Origin of the sequence: Actinoplanes sp. NPDC048796 (genome assembly GCF_040650035.1) — a bacterium.
Taxonomy (GTDB): domain Bacteria; phylum Actinomycetota; class Actinomycetes; order Mycobacteriales; family Micromonosporaceae; genus Actinoplanes.
The window spans coordinates 558,556-574,187 of record NZ_JBEZGO010000004.1; the positions used below are offsets into that span (position 1 = coordinate 558,556).

Genomic DNA, 15,632 nt, shown 5'->3' on the forward strand with positions numbered 1-15,632 from the left:
GTACGTTATCAATCATCTCTTATATAAGCCAGGGCTTAGGTACCGGCGATTCTCGCGGTGGCCGGAAACGATCTCCTGGGGCATGCTGGCCGGGACGGAAAGGAGGGCCACCCGTGCCCGACGTGCGTGCCAACGGCATCGATCTGCGCTACGAGACGGTCGGCGACCCGGCCCGCCCCGCCCTGCTGCTCATCATGGGCCTGGGCGCGCAGCTCATCGACTGGCCCTTCGAGTTCTGCGAAGGCCTGGCCGCCCGCGGCTTCCACGTGATCCTGTTCGACAACCGCGACGCCGGACTGTCCACCTCGTTCGACGACTTGGGCGTGCCCACGAAGGCGCCCTACCTGCTCTCCGACATGGCCGCCGACACCGCCGCCCTGCTCAAGGCCCTCGACATCGACAAGGCCCACGTGGTCGGCGCCTCCATGGGCGGCATGATCGCCCAGCAGCTGACCATCGACCACCCGGAACTGGTGGCCAGCCTCTGCTCCATCATGTCCACCACCGGCGACCGCAAGGTGGGCCGCCCGACCCCGGAGGCCGCGGCCGCCCTGGCCCGCCCACCGGCCACGACCAGGGACGAGATCATCGCCGGGGCCGCCGCCACGTCCCGCGTCATCGGCTCCCCGGCCTACCCGGCGAGCGACGAGTGGCTCCACAAGCGCGCGGCCGTCAAGTTCGACCGGGCCTTCAACCCCCTGGGCACCCAGCGCCAGTACGCCGCGATCATCGCCTCCCCCGACCGCACCCCCGGCCTGCGCCAGATCACCGCCCCCACCCTGGTCATCCACGGCGCGGCCGACCCGCTCATCGACGTCAGCGGCGGCCGGGCCACCGCCGCCGCCATCCCCGGCGCCGAACTCCTGGTCATCGAGGGCATGGGCCACGACCTCCCGCAGCCTCTCTGGCCCACGATCATCGACGCCATCGCCACCAACACCCACCGGCAACCCCTTTAGAGATACGGGATTCTCAACCCCCACAACAGCAGGCGGCGCCACCGCCGAGGGGCCTACTCTCCCGGCAACGCAAGGCCGCACGCCGCTTGCGACCATGTGGGCGGAATACTCGCCGTCACAGGGTCACGAGGAGGCGCACCGGTGGGTGAGTTGCGGGACGGGGACGAGCGGTACCGCGACGACCCGGCCCTGGCCGACGACCGGGTGGGCTCCCTCCGGGCCGGCGCCACCGCCGATCTCTAGTAGGCGAGGTGCGGTGGAACGGCATTTCGAGCGCGGCGAGGCCATCCGCTACCGCCAGGTGCGCGGCGGCCGGGTGATGCTCGCGGCGCCCTTGCGGGTCGTCGAGGACACGCCGGAACGGGTGGTGCTCTACCAGGCGCCGGACACCGCCTTCAAGTCGGCGCGCACCGCCGGCGGCAAGGATGCACGACACCGCGTGATCGAGCGCGTGCGGCGCTGGGACCGGCCTTTCTCCGAGGACCGCTGGCCGGCCTGGACCCCGCCGGCCGGGTGGTCCGCCCCGCCGTCACTGCCGGCGCCCGCTGGTGAGTGATCCCGATCGGGGATGCTGCTCGTAGGCGGCGGCGAGGATCAGGTAGCTGCTGGCCGTCCACGTGTAGGCGCGGTCGCGGAGTCCCTTTCCCGTTTCGGCGTCGAAGTTCTCGGCGAAGCCGGATTTCTCGCAGAGCGCGCGGAAGCGGTCGCTGATGGTGTCCGCGAGTGCGGGGTAGCCGGCGCGGCGCAGGCCGTCTTCGATGAGGACGGTGGCGGGCGCCCAGATCGGGCCCCGCCAGTAGCCGTCGGCGGCGTAGTGGGGCGACGTGGTGGGTTCGGTGGCCAGGCCGTGGGCGGTGAGGTGCTGTTCGATACGGGTCGCCAGGTGGGCTCGGACGTCGGCGGGCAGGTCGTCGCCGAGCACGATCGGCATGAGGTCGAGCAGACTCGAGCTGGCGCGCAGTTTCCCGGTTCGGGCGGCCGCCGAGACGAACCGGGAGTCCTGCCACAGCTCCGTCAGCAGTGCGTCGCGGAGAGAATCGGCTGTCGTTTCCCACTCCTGGGCGTCGGCCGGACGGCCGAGTTCGCCGGCCAGCGAGGTCAGCTCTCGCAGTTGGAGGATGAGGAAGGCGGCGAGGTCGGCTGTCTCGATGACGCGGTCGTCGTCGAAGGTGGTGGCGTTGTCCCAGCCGCTGTCGTTGCCGTGCTGGTAGTGCGGTAGCCGGTGGCCGGTCACTCGTCGCTGGTCGAGCCAGAACCGGGTCCAGGCGGCGAGCCGCTTGTAGGTTTCGCTCAGCTGTTCCGGGTCGAGGTGGAGCTGTCCGCGCAGCCGCCGGAGTGCCCAGCCGTGGATCGGTGGTTTGACGAAGTTGTGCAGCACTTCCGAGTGGGCGATCGAGTCGGGTAGCGCCCCGGTCGGGTCCTGGTGGTCGAAGGGCAGCTGGAACTGGTCCCAGGAGAGGCCCGGTTCGCCGGCGGCGAGGGCGAGGGCGTTGAAGCAGTGGTCCCAGCTCCAGACCTTGTCCATCCAATGCTTGGACATCAGGACGGCGGGCCGGTTCACCATGCCCGCCGGGTCGACGGTGGCCGACCACAGCACGTACGCGGCGAGTTCCGCGGCCGGTGTCCGGGAGCTGCGCCACGGCGCCACCGCGTCGGCGAAGGCGGCGAACCGGGCCGCGGCGGCGGCGGCGACCTCGTCGAAGCCGAGGCTCGAGCGGAACGGCGGGCGGCCCGTCCGGTACTCCTCGATCGCGATCTCCCACCCGGTCCCGGCCGGCAGGGTGAGGTGCCGGTCGCCGTGGCCGAGCGCTTCCACACCGGCCAGGCCGGTGATCTCGCCGGTGAGAACGGTGATCCGGTAGCGGCGGCCGGTCTCGTACGAGGTGAGCACGTGGGCGCCGGCCACCGGGTCGTGGAACAGGTAGCTGCCGGTGAAGGGGGTCAGGACGCCGGCGGCGACCTCGATCCGCAGGCCGAGGCCGTCGCCGCGGAGCCGGATCGTGTCGGGGTTCTCGTAGGCCAGTTCGACCCGGCCGCCGTCACTGTGCCAGGTCAGCCGCGACGGCGTGGCGGTGACGCGCGTGTCGGCGCGCGCGTCATCGTGCCAGGGCAGGAACCGGACGACCGGATGCATGCCGGTCTGGTGGGAGACCAGGTGCAGATCTTCGGCGTACGTCTTCTCGGCGATGACCGGGGAGACGTCGAACCACGATCCGCGGTAGGAGAACGGGATGTCGTGGAGGGAGAACACAGTTCCTGCTTTCGTGGCTCTAGAGGTCCCCGGTGGTCAGCGGGGCGGGCGGGGTACCATTTTCCGGCAAGGCGTTGATGGGGACGAGTACGGCCGTACGCAGCCGGGAGCGACCCGGGGGTGGTGTGAGCCCGGGGGTGTGCGCGGTCGGAAGATCACCCCGGAGCTGCCGGAGGAAAAGCCCGCCCGGGCCCAGTAAAGCCGGTCGCAAGCACCTCGAGTGGGCCGGGTTCACCCGGTCAAGGAGGGTGGTACCGCGGGGCCCCGAACGGCCTCGTCCCTCCGTTGGAAGCGCAACGATCCGACGGAGGAACACGATGTACCCCCAGGTGCCGGCCCAGGTCGACCTGCCCGCCCTCGACCACGACGTGCTCGCCTTCTGGCGTGACAAGGGCGTCTTCCACCGCAGTCTCGAGCAGTCGGCGGGACGTCCCGAATGGGTGTTCTACGAGGGGCCGCCGACCGCCAACGGCATGCCGGGCGCCCACCACATCGAGGCCCGGGTCTTCAAGGACGTGTTCCCGCGCTACCGGACGATGAAGGGCTACCACGTGGCCCGCAAGGCCGGCTGGGACTGCCACGGCCTGCCGGTGGAGCTCGCCGTCGAGAAGGAGCTCGGGTTCAACGGCAAGCTCGACATCGAGAAGTTCGGGATCGCCGAGTTCAACGCGCGCTGCCGCGCGTCGGTGACCCGGCACACGGACGCGTTCGCCGAGCTCACCGAGCGGATGGGCTACTGGGTCGACCTGGACGACGCCTACCGGACGATGGATCCGGGCTACATCGAGTCGGTGTGGTGGTCGCTGAAGCAGATCTTCGACAAGGGGCTGCTGGTCGAGGACTTCCGGGTGGCACCGTGGTGCCCGCGGGACCAGACCACCCTGTCCGACCACGAGCTGGCCCAGGGCTACGAGACCGACGTCGACCCGGCCGTCTACGTGCGCTTCCCGCTGACCAGTGGGCCGCTCGCGGGCGAGGCGAGCCTGCTCGTGTGGACGACGACGCCGTGGACGCTCGTCTCCAACACCGCGGTGGCGGTCAACCCCGACGTGACGTACGTGGTGATCACCGACGGCGCGGCGAAGCTGGTGGTCGCCGAGCAGCTGATCCCCGAGGGCTGGGCGAAGACCGGGGAGAGGTTCACCGGGCGCGAGATGGAGCGGTGGGCCTACACGCCGCCGTTCGACCTGGTCGAGGTCCCGGACGCGCACTACGTGATCCTGGCCGGCTACGTGACCACCGACAGTGGCACCGGGCTCGTGCACCAGTCGCCGGCGTTCGGCGCCGACGACCTGGCCAGCTGCCGGGCGTACGGGCTGCCGATGGTCAACCCGGTGCGGCTGGACGGCACCTTCGAGGAGGACCTTCCGCTGGTCGGTGGGCTCTTCTTCCGTACGGCCAATGCGCCCTTGGTCGAGGAGCTCCGCGCGAAGGGGCTGCTGTTCCGCAAGGACGACTACGAGCACCAGTACCCGCACTGCTGGCGGTGCCACACCGCGCTGATCTACTACGCGCAGCCGTCCTGGTACATCCGGACCACGGCGGTCCGCGACGAGATGATCCGCGAGAACGAGAAGACGAACTGGCAGCCGGCCACGGTCAAGCACGGCCGGTACGGCGACTGGCTGAACAACAACGTCGACTGGGCTCTCTCCCGCAAGCGTTACTGGGGCACCCCGCTGCCGATCTGGCGCTGCGCCGAGGGTCACCTCACCTGCGTCGGCTCGCTCGCCGAGCTGTCCGGGCTGAGCAAGTCCGACCTGTCGGACCTCGACCCGCACCGGCCCTTCATCGACGCGGTGACGTTCGACTGCCCGGACTGCGGCGCTGAGGCGCGGAGGGTGGAGGAGGTCATCGACGCCTGGTACGACTCCGGGTCGATGCCGTTCGCCCAGTTCGGCTACCCGTACCGCAACCAGGCCCAGTTCGAGAAGAGTTTCCCGGCCCAGTTCATCTCCGAGGCGATCGACCAGACCCGCGGCTGGTTCTACACGCTGATGGCGGTCGGCACTCTCGTGTTCGACAAGTCCCCGTACGAGAACGTGGTCTGCCTGGGCCACATCCTGGCCGAGGACGGCCGCAAGATGTCCAAGCACCTCGGCAACATCCTCGAGCCGATCCCGCTGATGGACACTCACGGCGCCGACGCGGTCCGCTGGTTCATGGCCGCCGTCGGCTCGCCCTGGTCGGCCCGGCGGGTCGGCAACACGACGCTGCAGGAGGTCGTGCGCAAGACCCTGCTGACGTACTGGAACACCGTCGCCTTCCAGGCGCTGTACGGCCGTACGGCCACGTGGTCGCCGTCGGCGAGCGACCCGGCGCCGGCCGACCGGCCGGTGCTCGACCGCTGGGTCCTGTCCGAGCTCAACGAGCTGGTCCGCAAGGTCGACGCCGCCCTCGAGGCGTTCGACACCCAGGAGGCGGGCAAGCTGCTGGCCGCCTTCGTCGACGACCTGTCCAACTGGTACGTGCGCCGCAGCCGCCGGCGCTTCTGGCGGGGCGACCCGGCCGCGCTGGCCACCCTGCACGAGGCCCTGCGCACGGTCACGCTGCTGATGGCCCCGCTGACCCCGTTCATCACCGAGCGGGTCTGGCAGGACCTGGTCGTGGCGGTCGACCCGTCGGCGCCCGACTCGGTGCACCTGGCCGCGTTCCCGGTCGCCGACCCGGCGCTGATCGACCCGTCCCTGTCGGAGCACGTGGCCACCACCCGCCGCCTGGTCGAGCTGGGCCGGGCCGCCCGGGCCGAGTCCGGCATGAAGGTCCGCCAGCCGCTGTCGCGGGCGCTGGCCTCGGCGCCCGGCTTCGCCGCGCTGCCGGCCGATCTCCTGGCGGAGATCGCGGCCGAACTCAACGTGGGCTCGGTCGAGGCGGTCGCGGGGTCGTTCGTCGACACCACGGCGAAGGCCAATTTCCGTACGCTCGGCAAGCGTTTCGGCAAGCGCGTGCAGGAGGTCGCCAAGGCCGTGGCCGCGGCCGACGCCGCGGCCCTCTCGGCCGGCCTGCGGACGGCCGGCACGGCCACTGTCGACGTCGAGGGTGAGCCGATCGTGCTCTCCCCCGACGAGGTCATCATCACCGAGACCCCGCGCGAGGGCTGGGCCGTGGCCTCCGACTCGGGCGCGACGGTCGCCCTCGACCTGCACCTGACCGACGCCCTGCGCCGGGCCGGGCTGGCCCGCGACGCCATCCGCCAGATCCAGGAGGCCCGTAAGACGTCGGGCCTGGACGTGTCCGACCGGATCGACCTGCGCTATACGACCTCGTCCGACGAGACCGCGCAGGCCCTGGAGGAGCACAGCGCGCTCGTGGCCGACGAGGTCCTGGCCGTCTCTTACGAGGTGGGCGAGCCCGGCTGGCCGGCCCCGTTCACCGACGAGTCGCTCGGCTTGACGTTCTGGCTGCGCAAAGCCGGCCGGTAGGCGGCACCCGGCGGCGGGAACGCCCGACGTTCCCGCCGCCGGATCGCGCTACTTCACCGCGCCCCGGGTGACCCCGGAGATCACCCAGCGCTGCGCGAACACGTACACGATGAGCAGCGGCGCCATGGCCATCAGGTAGCTGGCGAACGCGGCCGGGTAGTTGGTCTGGAACTGCGACTGGAAGACGTACTGCACCAGCGGCAGCGTCGCCGACTCGGGGTCGGAGAGGATGACCAGCGGCAGCAGGAAGTCGTTCCAGGCCCACAGGCAGGTCAGGATGCCGACGGTGGCGTTCATCGGGGCCAGCAGCGGGAAGATGACCTTCCAGAAGACGCCCCAGGTGGAGGCGCCGTCGATCTGGGCGGCCTCCTCCAGCGCCTGCGGGATGCTGTTGATGTAGGCCGTGAAGATGAAGATGTTGAAGGCCAGGCCGTAGACGACGTAGAGCAGGATCAACCCGACCCGGTTGTCCAGGTGCAGGATCGCCGTCTCCTTGGCCACCGGCAGCATGATGATCGGGAACGGCACGAACAGGGCCGAGACGAAGTAGAAGTACAGGCCCTTGAACAGCCGGCGCCGCATGTTGCGGGCGATGGCGTACGCCACCATCGAGTTGGTGAGCAGCGTCAGGACCACCGCCCCGACCGTGATGACGGCGCTGTTGAGCGCGGTCGTGGGGAAGTCGGTGAGCCGCCAGGCGTCGGCGAAGTTCTCCCACCGGACGTCGGTCGGCAGCCCGAACCCGGTGCCGCCGAGCTGATCGGTGGTCTTCAGCGCGGTGACCACGGCGAAGTAGAGCGGGACGGCGATGGTCAGCGCGAGCACGATGAGCAGCGCGGTGAGCCACCAGTTGACCCGGTTGCGTCCCGAGACGGCTGTGGTGGACATCAGACTTCGACCTCCCGGCGCCGCAGCACGCGCAGCTGAACGATGGAGAATCCGACGATGACGATGAAGAAGATGACCGAGTTGGCGCTCTGGTAGCCGTACTCGCCGCCCTGGAATCCGCCCTTGTAGATCAGCAGGGCCACCGATTCGGTGTCGGTGCCCGGCCCGCCGCCGGTGAGCGCGACGATGTGGTCGAAGATCTGCAGGAAGCCCTTGAGCGAGAGCACCATGTTGATGGTGAAGAAGCCGGCGATCATCGGGAACGTGATGCTGCGGAACCGCCGCCAGGCGCTCGCGCCGTCGAGGTCGGCCGCCTCGTACATCTCGGTCGGCACGGTCTGCAGGCCGGCGATGTAGATGATGATGTTGAAGGCGGCCGACTGCCACACGGCCAGGATGACGATCGCGATCCAGGCCGTGCTGGCCTTGGTCAGCAGCGAGGTCGACAGCGATTCGATGCCGAGCTTGGCCGCCAGCGCCGGCAGCGAGTTGGAGAACAGGTAGTTGAAGATGTAGCCGACGACCAGGATGGCCAGCACGTTGGGGATGAAGTAGATCCCGCGCAGCCCGTTCTTGAACTTGATCCGGCCGTTGAGCCCGACCGCGATGGCCAGCGAGACGATGTTGACCGCGATGGTGGCCACGGCGGCGATGAGGAACGTGAACCAGTACGCGTGCAGCACCCGCGGGTCGGTGAACAGGGCGACGTAGTTGCGCAGCCCGACGAAGTCGGCCGGGCCGTAGCCGGGCGAGTCGGTGAAGCTGTAGTAGACGCCCTGGATGACCGGGACCGTGTGGAAGACGAAGAACAGGACGAAGGCCGGCAGCACCATCAGGTAGTAGGCGCCCGACAGGCGGATGCCCCGTTTGCGCCGGGGGCCCTCGGCGCTCCCGGCGCTCGCGGCCGTACGGCTCGGCGTCTCGATGGTCATGATCGCATCACCGCCCCCAGTCCCCAGGTGCGCCGCTTGGCGACCTTGTCCCAGTCGTCGTCGAGTTTGCGCAGGAACCGGTCCTCGTCCCCGCTGATCAGAAACTCCTGCAGCAGCGCACCCAGCGGGATGGCCTGGATGAACTGGTGGTCGGTGAACCCGACGATGCGACCCTCGTCGATGTAGCTCTGCACGTCGGCCAGCGCCGGATCGTCGTTGGTCAGGCCCTTCAGCGTCGGGATGGCGACCTGGGCCTTGCAGTAGTCCCGCATGACCTTCTCGTCCATCAGGAACTTGATGAACTTGCCGGCCTCGGCCGGGTGGGCGCCGTCGCGGTCGGCCGTGATCACCACGTCGACGCCGGAGACCAAGGTGGTGCGGGCCGGGTCGTTGGTGGCCGGCAGGGCCATGCTGCCCACCGTGAAGTCGGGCTTGGAGGCGCGGATCTGCGGTACGGCGTAGCTGCCCAGCAGGAGCATCGCGGACTCGCCCTTGGCGAACGCGGCGGTGCCGTCCTCGTAGCCCTTGGACAGCGGATCCGGTTGCGTGTAGCTGTAGAGCTTCGCCAGTTCCCCGGCGGTGCTGCGCCAGCCCTCGGCGAACGTCGTCTCGCCCGCGAACCGCTTCGGGAAGAAGTCGGCCGGCTGCAACTGGGCCGACAGCGGGGCGAGCGGGGACTGGGCCGTCCAGGAGTCGGCCAGCATGCCGTAGAACGGGGTGACCCCGGCCGCCTTCAACTTCTCGGCCGCGGCGACGAGCTCGTCGAACGTCTTCGGCACCGCGACGCCGTTGCCGGCGAAAAGCTCCTTGTTGTAGAGCAGCCCACTCGCGTTGGCCGCGAACGGCACCCCGTTGACCTCGCCCTTCGACCCCTGCCCGAGGTTGCCGATCACCGACAGGTAGGCCGGGTTGACGCCGGTCAGCGCCGGGTCGCCGCGGAAGTCCCGGAAGATCCCGGCGCTGGCGAACTCGCCGAAGGTCCCGTTGGCGTTGAGCGTCATCACGTCCGGGACATCATTCTTGACCAGCCGGGTACGCAGGGCGGTCTCCGGGTCGGCCGGGTTGTCGACGACCACCCGGACGTCCGGGTTGGCCTGTTCGAACTGGGCCGCGAGCTGCTGGAAGTACTGCTGGGCCTCGGACTTGAACTGAAAGAACGTGATGGTGGTGCGGTCGTCGCCCGAGCAGCCGCTCAGGGTGGCGACGGCGAGAAGGACAGCGACCAGGAAGAGGGAACCGCTCGCCGTCGGTCGACGTGATACCACGAGGACCTCCCAACATATCGAGCATGTTAATTTCGACAAGGTTGAAACTAACTAACCCGGCGCCTGCTCGCACACGGGCGAGCAGGCGGAGCGTTCTCGGCGCGCTCTGATGTGAACCGGGCAACTTGTCCGTGTCCCGGCGATCCGGCCACGCTATGTTTGCGTACGCAAATAGTCTGTGTCTGAGGGAAACGGGACCGCTGTGAGTAATCTGAATCTGTTGGTGATCGTGGCGAGCACGCGGCCGGGGCGGATCGGGCCGAAGGTGGCCGACTGGTTCGTCGACGAGGCCAAGGCGCACGGCGGGTTCCAGGTGAACGTGGCCGACCTGGCCGAGGAGAGCCTGCCCCTGCTCGACGAGCCGCACCACCCGCGGGCCCGCAACTACCAGCACGACCACACCAAGCGGTGGAGCGAGAAGGTCGACGCGGCCGACGCGTTCGTCTTCGTCATGCCGGAGTACAACTACGGCATCTCGGCGCCGTTGAAGAACGCCATCGACTACCTGCACCAGGAGTGGGCCTACAAGGCGGCCAGCGTGGTCAGCTACGGCGGCGTCTCGGCCGGCACCCGCTCCGCGCTCGGCCTCCAGGTCCCGGCGTACCCGCTGAAGCTGTTCGTGGTCCCCGAGTCGGTGAACATCCCGTTCGTGAACAACTTCCTGGTCGACGGCCACATCCAGCCGAACGAGACCATGCGCACCGCCGCCACGGCCGTCCTCGACGAGCTGGGCCGCGTCGCCGCCGCCCTCAAGCCCCTGCGCAAGTAACCCGCACCTTCCGAAATCCACTTCGGCCAGCACAGCGAGACCTGCCTGGCCAGGAGGTCACACGGCGTCGGCTTGGTAGAGGACGACGGTGTCGGGGTGTACGCGCGGGCCGGCCACGCCGGCGTGTTCCAGGATCGCGCCGGTCAGCACGAGGTCCTCGGCCCACCAGCGCGGCGGGTGGTCGACGGGCTGGAGGGGCCGCAGCCGGTAGAGGCGTCGCGGGTCCAGGCCGCGGAACCGCAACGGCGCCGGCGGGTCCGGGTACGGGCTGGCCATCGTCACCATCGCGATGAGCGCCCGGGAACGGTCGGGGGCCACCACCCCGTGCACGAGCACGTCGTCGCCGTAGCCGTCCATCCGGACGAGGTCGCCGCCGAGCAGCAGGTCGCGCCAGTCCTTGTAGCGCGCGATCCAGTCCGTCAGCTCGGACAGCTCGGCCGGCGACGCGGTCGTGAGGTCCCATTCGATGCCGAGGTGGCCGAAGATCGCCGTCCCGGCCCGGAAGGACAGGTCGTGCCGCCGGCCGGTGGTGTGGGAGCGGCCCGAGGCGACGTGCGAGCCCAGGAACTCGGGCGGCACGAGCTGGGTGGTCCAGCGGAGCATGTGCTGGCGGTCGTGCGGGTCGATGTTGTCGGAGACCCACACCCGGTCGGTACGCTCGAGGACCCCCAGATCGATCCGGGCGCCCCCCGACGAGCACGATTCGATCTCCAGCGCCGGGTGGGCCGCGCGGATCTCGTCGAGCAGCTGGTAGAAGGCCTCGGTCTGGGCGTGGACCCCGGGTTCGCCGCCGGGCCGGGTGCCGGCGTCGATCAGGTCCCGGTTGTGGTCCCACTTGATGTAGTCGATCGGGTATTCGCCGAGGATCGCCAGGATCCTCGCCTTGATGTGCGCGTACGCCTCGGGAAGGCCCAGGTTGAGGACCTGCTGGGTCCGTGACTCGACCGGCCGGCCCGAGCGCGCCGCCATGATCCATTCGGGGTGGGCGCGGGCCAGATCGGAGTCCTCGTTGATCATCTCCGGCTCGAACCAGAGGCCGAACTGCATCCCGAGTCCTCGCACCCGCTCGATCAGCGGGTGCAGGCCGTCGGGCCACACGTCGGCCGAGACGACCCAGTCGCCGAGGCCCGCGGTGTCGTCCCGGCGGGAGCCGAACCAGCCGTCGTCGAGCACGTAGCGTTCGACGCCGACCGACGCCGCCAGCGACGCCAGCTCGGTGAGCCGGTCCAGGTCGTGGTCGAAGTAGACCGCCTCCCACACGTTCATCGTCACCGGCCGCCGCGGGCCGACCGGCCGGCTGCGGGCCCGCAGGTGCCGGTGGAACCGGCGCGCCACCTCGTCCAGCCCCACGCCGAAACCGCCGTACACCCAGGGACTGGTGTACGCCTGGCCGCGCGCCAGCCGCACCTCGCCCGGCAGCAGGAGCTCGCCGCCGCCCAGGCGCTGCTCGCCGGTGAAGACCCGCTCCGCGTAGTGGGTGTGGTTACCGCTCCAGGCGGTGTGCACCGCCCAGACCCGGCCCGACTCGAAGCCGAAGCCGGGCGTGCCCGCGTGCAGCAGGTAGGCGCTGTCGGCGCCGGTGCGGCCCTTGCGGTTCTCGCGCAGGTGGATGCCGGCGCGCAGCGGGGAACGCTGCGGGACGCGTTCCCGGTTGTGCCGGCCGGCGAAGTCGAGCAGCTCGGTCGCCTCGGCCGGCACCGGGTAGGACAGGACCAGGTCGTTCAGGACGTACGGGACGTCGTGATCGTTACGGACGGTGGCGCGCTGCCGGGCCAGCCCCGACGGCAGCAGCTGGATCTCGAGGCGCAGCGTGAGGCCCGCCTCCTCGTCCACGGCCTCGTAGACGAGCGGGCCGCCCGGCACGGCGTACGACCGGAACGAGGGTGACCACCCACGGCCCGACGCCGAACCGCTCAGGCCGGGGCGGCCGGTCCAGCCGGTGCGGTGCTCGGGCAGGACGGCGACGCGCGGCACCGGATCGATGTTGTTGGTGCCGGCGACCGGCTGCGACGCGCGCAGCAGGGCGGCCAGCCGGCCGTCGTCGAGCGCGGGCAGCTCGGGACCCCAGTAGGCGATCACCGGGAGGCCCGGTCCCGAGGCGTCGACGACCAGCGTGACCCCGGCCTCGGTGAGCGCGACGACATCCCGCACGCTGAACAGATTGGTGCGACGCCGGGGGCGTGTCAACCCTTGCTCTCCCGCAAAAGCCACGCATCGGATATTTCGCAAACGTACGGTTGCCAGGTGAGTAGTGGGTTCTTCGTCAACCTCAGCGTCCGAGTCAAGATCGTGATCGTGTCGGCGATCGGGGTCGTGGTGGCCGCCGTGGTGGGCCTGCTCGCGCTCGTGGCGCTCGAGGAGGCGGCCGGCGCCGCCTCCGACATCCACGCGGTGAACGTCGAGAACGTGGCCGAGGTCGGCGCCCTGGAGGCCGCGCTCGGCGTGGCCCGGGTCGACCTGGCCAACCAGCTGGTCTCCCGGGACGACGCCACCACCGCCAAGTACACGGCCAAGTTCGCCGACGACGTCGAGGTCTTCGAGAGCGCGCTCGCCGCGTACAAGGACGGCAGCCCCGCCGCCACCGCCGAGGAGATCGCGGCGCTCGAGGCCTTCTGGGCCGCCTACGTCGAGCTGGCCACCACCAAGCAGCTGGTCGCCGGCGCGCGCAAGGACTACGCCTCCTGGCAGACCGTCCGCGACACCGAGATCACCCCGCTGCTGGCCGACCTCACCCGCAGCATCGACGAGCTGGGCACCGCCGAGCAGGCCGAGGCGGCGGCGTCCGCGGCCCACGCCCGCGAGGGGTACCGGCAGAACCGCCGGGAGACCATCCTGCTGGTCGTCGCCGGCGGCGCGGCCGCGCTCGGCCTCGGCGTCGTCATCGCTCGCGGCATCGTGCGCTCGCTCAACCGGGTCCGCGCGGTCTGCGAGAGCCTGGCCGCCGGCGACCTGACCCGGACGACGGGCCTGCTGTCGGCCGACGAGCCGGGACGGATGGGCCGCGCCCTCGACGAGGCGCTGCTGAAGCTCCGCGGCACGGTGGCCACCATCGACACCTCGGCGATCCAGCTGGCCGGGGCGAGCGAGGAGATGAACGGCGCTGCCCAGCAGATCGCCGCGTCGGCCGAGCAGACCTCGGTGCAGGCGCAGGTGGTGTCCAGCGCGGCCGAGGAGATCTCGCGCAGCGTCGACTCGGTGTCGGCCGGCAGCGAGCAGATGGGCGCCGCCATCCGGGAGATCTCCCAGAATGCCAGCGAGGCGGCCCAGGTCGCCGGCGAGGCGGTGGGGCTGGCCGAGACCACGTCGGGCCGGATGAACCAGCTCGGCGAGTCGTCCTCGGAGATCGGCGACGTGATCAAGGTGATCACCTCGATCGCCGAGCAGACCAACCTGCTGGCCCTGAACGCGACCATCGAGGCGGCCCGGGCCGGCGACGCGGGCAAGGGCTTCGCGGTGGTCGCCTCCGAGGTGAAGGATCTGGCCCAGGAGACGGCCCGGGCCACCGAGGACATCTCCCGCCGGGTGGAGGCCATCCAGACCGACGCCTCCGGCGCGGTGAGCGCCATCGAGGAGATCACCCGCGTGATCGCGCGGATCAGCGACTTCCAGACCACCATCGCCTCGGCCGTGGAGGAACAGACCGCCACCACGGCCGAGATGAACCGCAGCGTCGGCGAGGCGGCCACCGGCACGAACGAGATCGCCCAGAACATCACCGGCGTCGCCGAGGCCGCCCGCCTGACCACCGAGGGCGTCCAGCAGTCGCAGCAGGCGACGAACGAACTGGCCCGCATGTCGTCGGAGCTGACGAGCCTGGTCTCGACCTTCAGATACTGAGTCCCTGAGGTATCAAGGACACATGCAGCTGAAGATCGGCCATTGGACAGGCGACGGGACCGGGGTCACGGTGATCGTCCCGCCGGCGGGCACGATCGCCTCCGGCGAGGTACGCGGTGGCGCGCCCGCCACCCGCGAGTTCGCCCTGCTCGACCCCACGCGCCTGGTCGACCGGGTCGACGCGGTGGTCCTGTCCGGCGGCTCGGCCCTGGGCCTGGCCGCCGGCGACGGCGTGGCCCGCGCCCTGTGGGAACAGGGCCGGGGCTTCCCCACCCCGGCCGGCGCCGTCCCGATCGTCGTGGGCATGTCGCTGTTCGACGCCTCGGTGGCCGGCACCCCGCCCACCGCCGCTGACGGCCGCGCCGCCCTCGAGGCGGCGACGACCGAGTTGACCCAGGGCCGCGTCGGCGCGGGCACGGGCGCGACGGTCGGCAAGTGGCGAGGCGGCTTCTCCCCCGGCGGCCTGGGCATAGCCCACGGCACCGCCGGCGGGGCGTCGGTGGTCGTGGTGGCCGTGGCCAACGCCTGGGGCGATGTGATCGGCCCCGGCGGCGAGGTCCTGAACGCCGCCGGCGACCCCGGCCTGGCCCCGGTCCCCCGCTTCGGCATGACCAACACGACCCTGGCCGTGGTCGCCACCGACGCCCGCCTGAGCAAGACGGACTGCTTCCTGCTCGCCCAGAGCGGCCACACGGGCTACGCCCGCGCCCTGCACCCGGCCCACTCCCGCTACGACGGCGACGCCGTGGTCTCCCTGGCCACCGGCGAGAGGGAGGCCGACCTGGACCTGCTGCGGGCCACCGTCACCGAGGTCACGGCCGGCGCCATCCGCCGCGCGATCGCTCCCGGCCCGTCCCAGCGCTGAGGCCGCCGAGGTCAGGCGATGGCGGTGCCCGACACGCAGGTGGCTTCCTTGATGTCGCCGCCGTCGATGAGGCAGAGCGTGATGTAGACCTTGGAGCCGTCCACGATGCTCTTGTTGAAGGACTTCGACGTTCCCGCGCCGTCGCCGTTGTAGAGGTCGGCCGGGTAGACCCAGACGTCGTCCGGGCGCTGGTAGTGGTAGCTGACGTTCACCCCGGCGCCGTCCGACCTCTGGTCGTAGACGGTGAAGATCTCGCCGGTGGCGTTGAAGAAGACGCCCCCGCCGCTGGCCCCGTACCCGTTCCCCGCCTTGGTGACCAGGGTCAGGTTCGTCTCCGCGTGCGCCGGCGCGGCGCCCAGCGCGAGCGCCACCCCGGTCGCGGCCGCCGTCCCGAGCACTCCGTTGATCAGTCTTCTCACGTTCGTTCGCATGCCGTTCCCCCGT

The 15,632-nt window shown here is 70.5% G+C and carries 12 protein-coding genes; 6 read left to right on the plus strand and 6 right to left on the minus strand.

The features are described 5' to 3' along the window. Positions 1-113 precede the first annotated feature (113 nt). Both AB0C26_RS21295 and AB0C26_RS21300 read left to right on the plus strand, forming a co-directional pair. Positions 114-959, plus strand: coding sequence for an alpha/beta hydrolase (locus AB0C26_RS21295; RefSeq protein WP_360249795.1), 846 nt, complete (start codon positions 114-116; stop codon positions 957-959). A 256-nt stretch (positions 960-1,215) separates the two neighbouring features. After that, complete coding sequence (locus AB0C26_RS21300) at positions 1,216-1,515, plus strand: hypothetical protein (protein ID WP_360249798.1); 300 nt, start codon at positions 1,216-1,218, stop codon at positions 1,513-1,515. Here the strand turns inward: AB0C26_RS21300 and AB0C26_RS21305 are convergent. Beyond that, positions 1,489-3,210 (minus strand): trehalase family glycosidase, encoded by a 1,722-nt coding sequence (locus AB0C26_RS21305; RefSeq protein WP_360249801.1) that lies wholly within the window; start codon positions 3,208-3,210, stop codon positions 1,489-1,491. The genes AB0C26_RS21300 and AB0C26_RS21305 overlap by 27 nt on opposite strands. A 317-nt stretch (positions 3,211-3,527) precedes the next feature. On the opposite strand from AB0C26_RS21305, the gene ileS reads away from it, so the two are divergent. Continuing rightward, positions 3,528-6,632 (plus strand): isoleucine--tRNA ligase, encoded by a 3,105-nt coding sequence (gene ileS, locus AB0C26_RS21310; RefSeq protein WP_360249804.1) that lies wholly within the window; start codon positions 3,528-3,530, stop codon positions 6,630-6,632. 48 nt (positions 6,633-6,680) lie between these two features. Here the strand turns inward: ileS and AB0C26_RS21315 are convergent, their stop codons facing one another. The 3 genes from AB0C26_RS21315 to AB0C26_RS21325 are packed head-to-tail and all read right to left on the minus strand — an operon-like array spanning position 6,681 to position 9,717. Further along, positions 6,681-7,520 (minus strand): carbohydrate ABC transporter permease, encoded by an 840-nt coding sequence (locus AB0C26_RS21315; protein WP_360249807.1) that lies wholly within the window; start codon positions 7,518-7,520, stop codon positions 6,681-6,683. Then, positions 7,520-8,452, minus strand: coding sequence for a sugar ABC transporter permease (locus tag AB0C26_RS21320; protein ID WP_360249810.1), 933 nt, complete (start codon positions 8,450-8,452; stop codon positions 7,520-7,522). Before AB0C26_RS21320 ends, AB0C26_RS21315 begins: the two co-directional genes overlap by 1 nt. Further along, the gene (locus AB0C26_RS21325; RefSeq protein ID WP_360249813.1) at positions 8,449-9,717 is read right to left on the minus strand and encodes an extracellular solute-binding protein; all 1,269 of its coding nucleotides are present in this window, start codon (positions 9,715-9,717) and stop codon (positions 8,449-8,451) included. Before AB0C26_RS21325 ends, AB0C26_RS21320 begins: the two co-directional genes overlap by 4 nt. A 202-nt stretch (positions 9,718-9,919) precedes the next feature. Between AB0C26_RS21325 and AB0C26_RS21330 the strand changes: the two genes are divergently transcribed. Further along, positions 9,920-10,486: an NAD(P)H-dependent oxidoreductase gene (locus tag AB0C26_RS21330; RefSeq protein ID WP_360249816.1), complete on the plus strand. Its 567-nt coding sequence runs from the start codon at positions 9,920-9,922 to the stop codon at positions 10,484-10,486. 57 nt (positions 10,487-10,543) lie between these two features. Here AB0C26_RS21330 and AB0C26_RS21335 read toward each other — a convergent pair whose 3' ends face one another. Continuing rightward, complete coding sequence (locus tag AB0C26_RS21335; protein WP_360249819.1) at positions 10,544-12,637, minus strand: alpha-galactosidase; 2,094 nt, start codon at positions 12,635-12,637, stop codon at positions 10,544-10,546. 93 nt (positions 12,638-12,730) lie between these two features. Here AB0C26_RS21335 and AB0C26_RS21340 point away from each other — a divergent pair, with 93 nt between their 5' ends. Next, positions 12,731-14,323: a methyl-accepting chemotaxis protein gene (locus AB0C26_RS21340; RefSeq protein WP_360249822.1), complete on the plus strand. Its 1,593-nt coding sequence runs from the start codon at positions 12,731-12,733 to the stop codon at positions 14,321-14,323. A 22-nt stretch (positions 14,324-14,345) separates the two neighbouring features. After that, positions 14,346-15,188, plus strand: a complete 843-nt coding sequence (locus tag AB0C26_RS21345) for a P1 family peptidase (RefSeq protein ID WP_360249825.1) — start codon at positions 14,346-14,348, stop codon at positions 15,186-15,188. A gap of 11 nt (positions 15,189-15,199) precedes the next feature. Here the strand turns inward: AB0C26_RS21345 and AB0C26_RS21350 are convergent, their stop codons facing one another. Then, positions 15,200-15,607: a hypothetical protein gene (locus AB0C26_RS21350; RefSeq protein ID WP_360249828.1), complete on the minus strand. Its 408-nt coding sequence runs from the start codon at positions 15,605-15,607 to the stop codon at positions 15,200-15,202. Positions 15,608-15,632 lie beyond the last annotated feature (25 nt).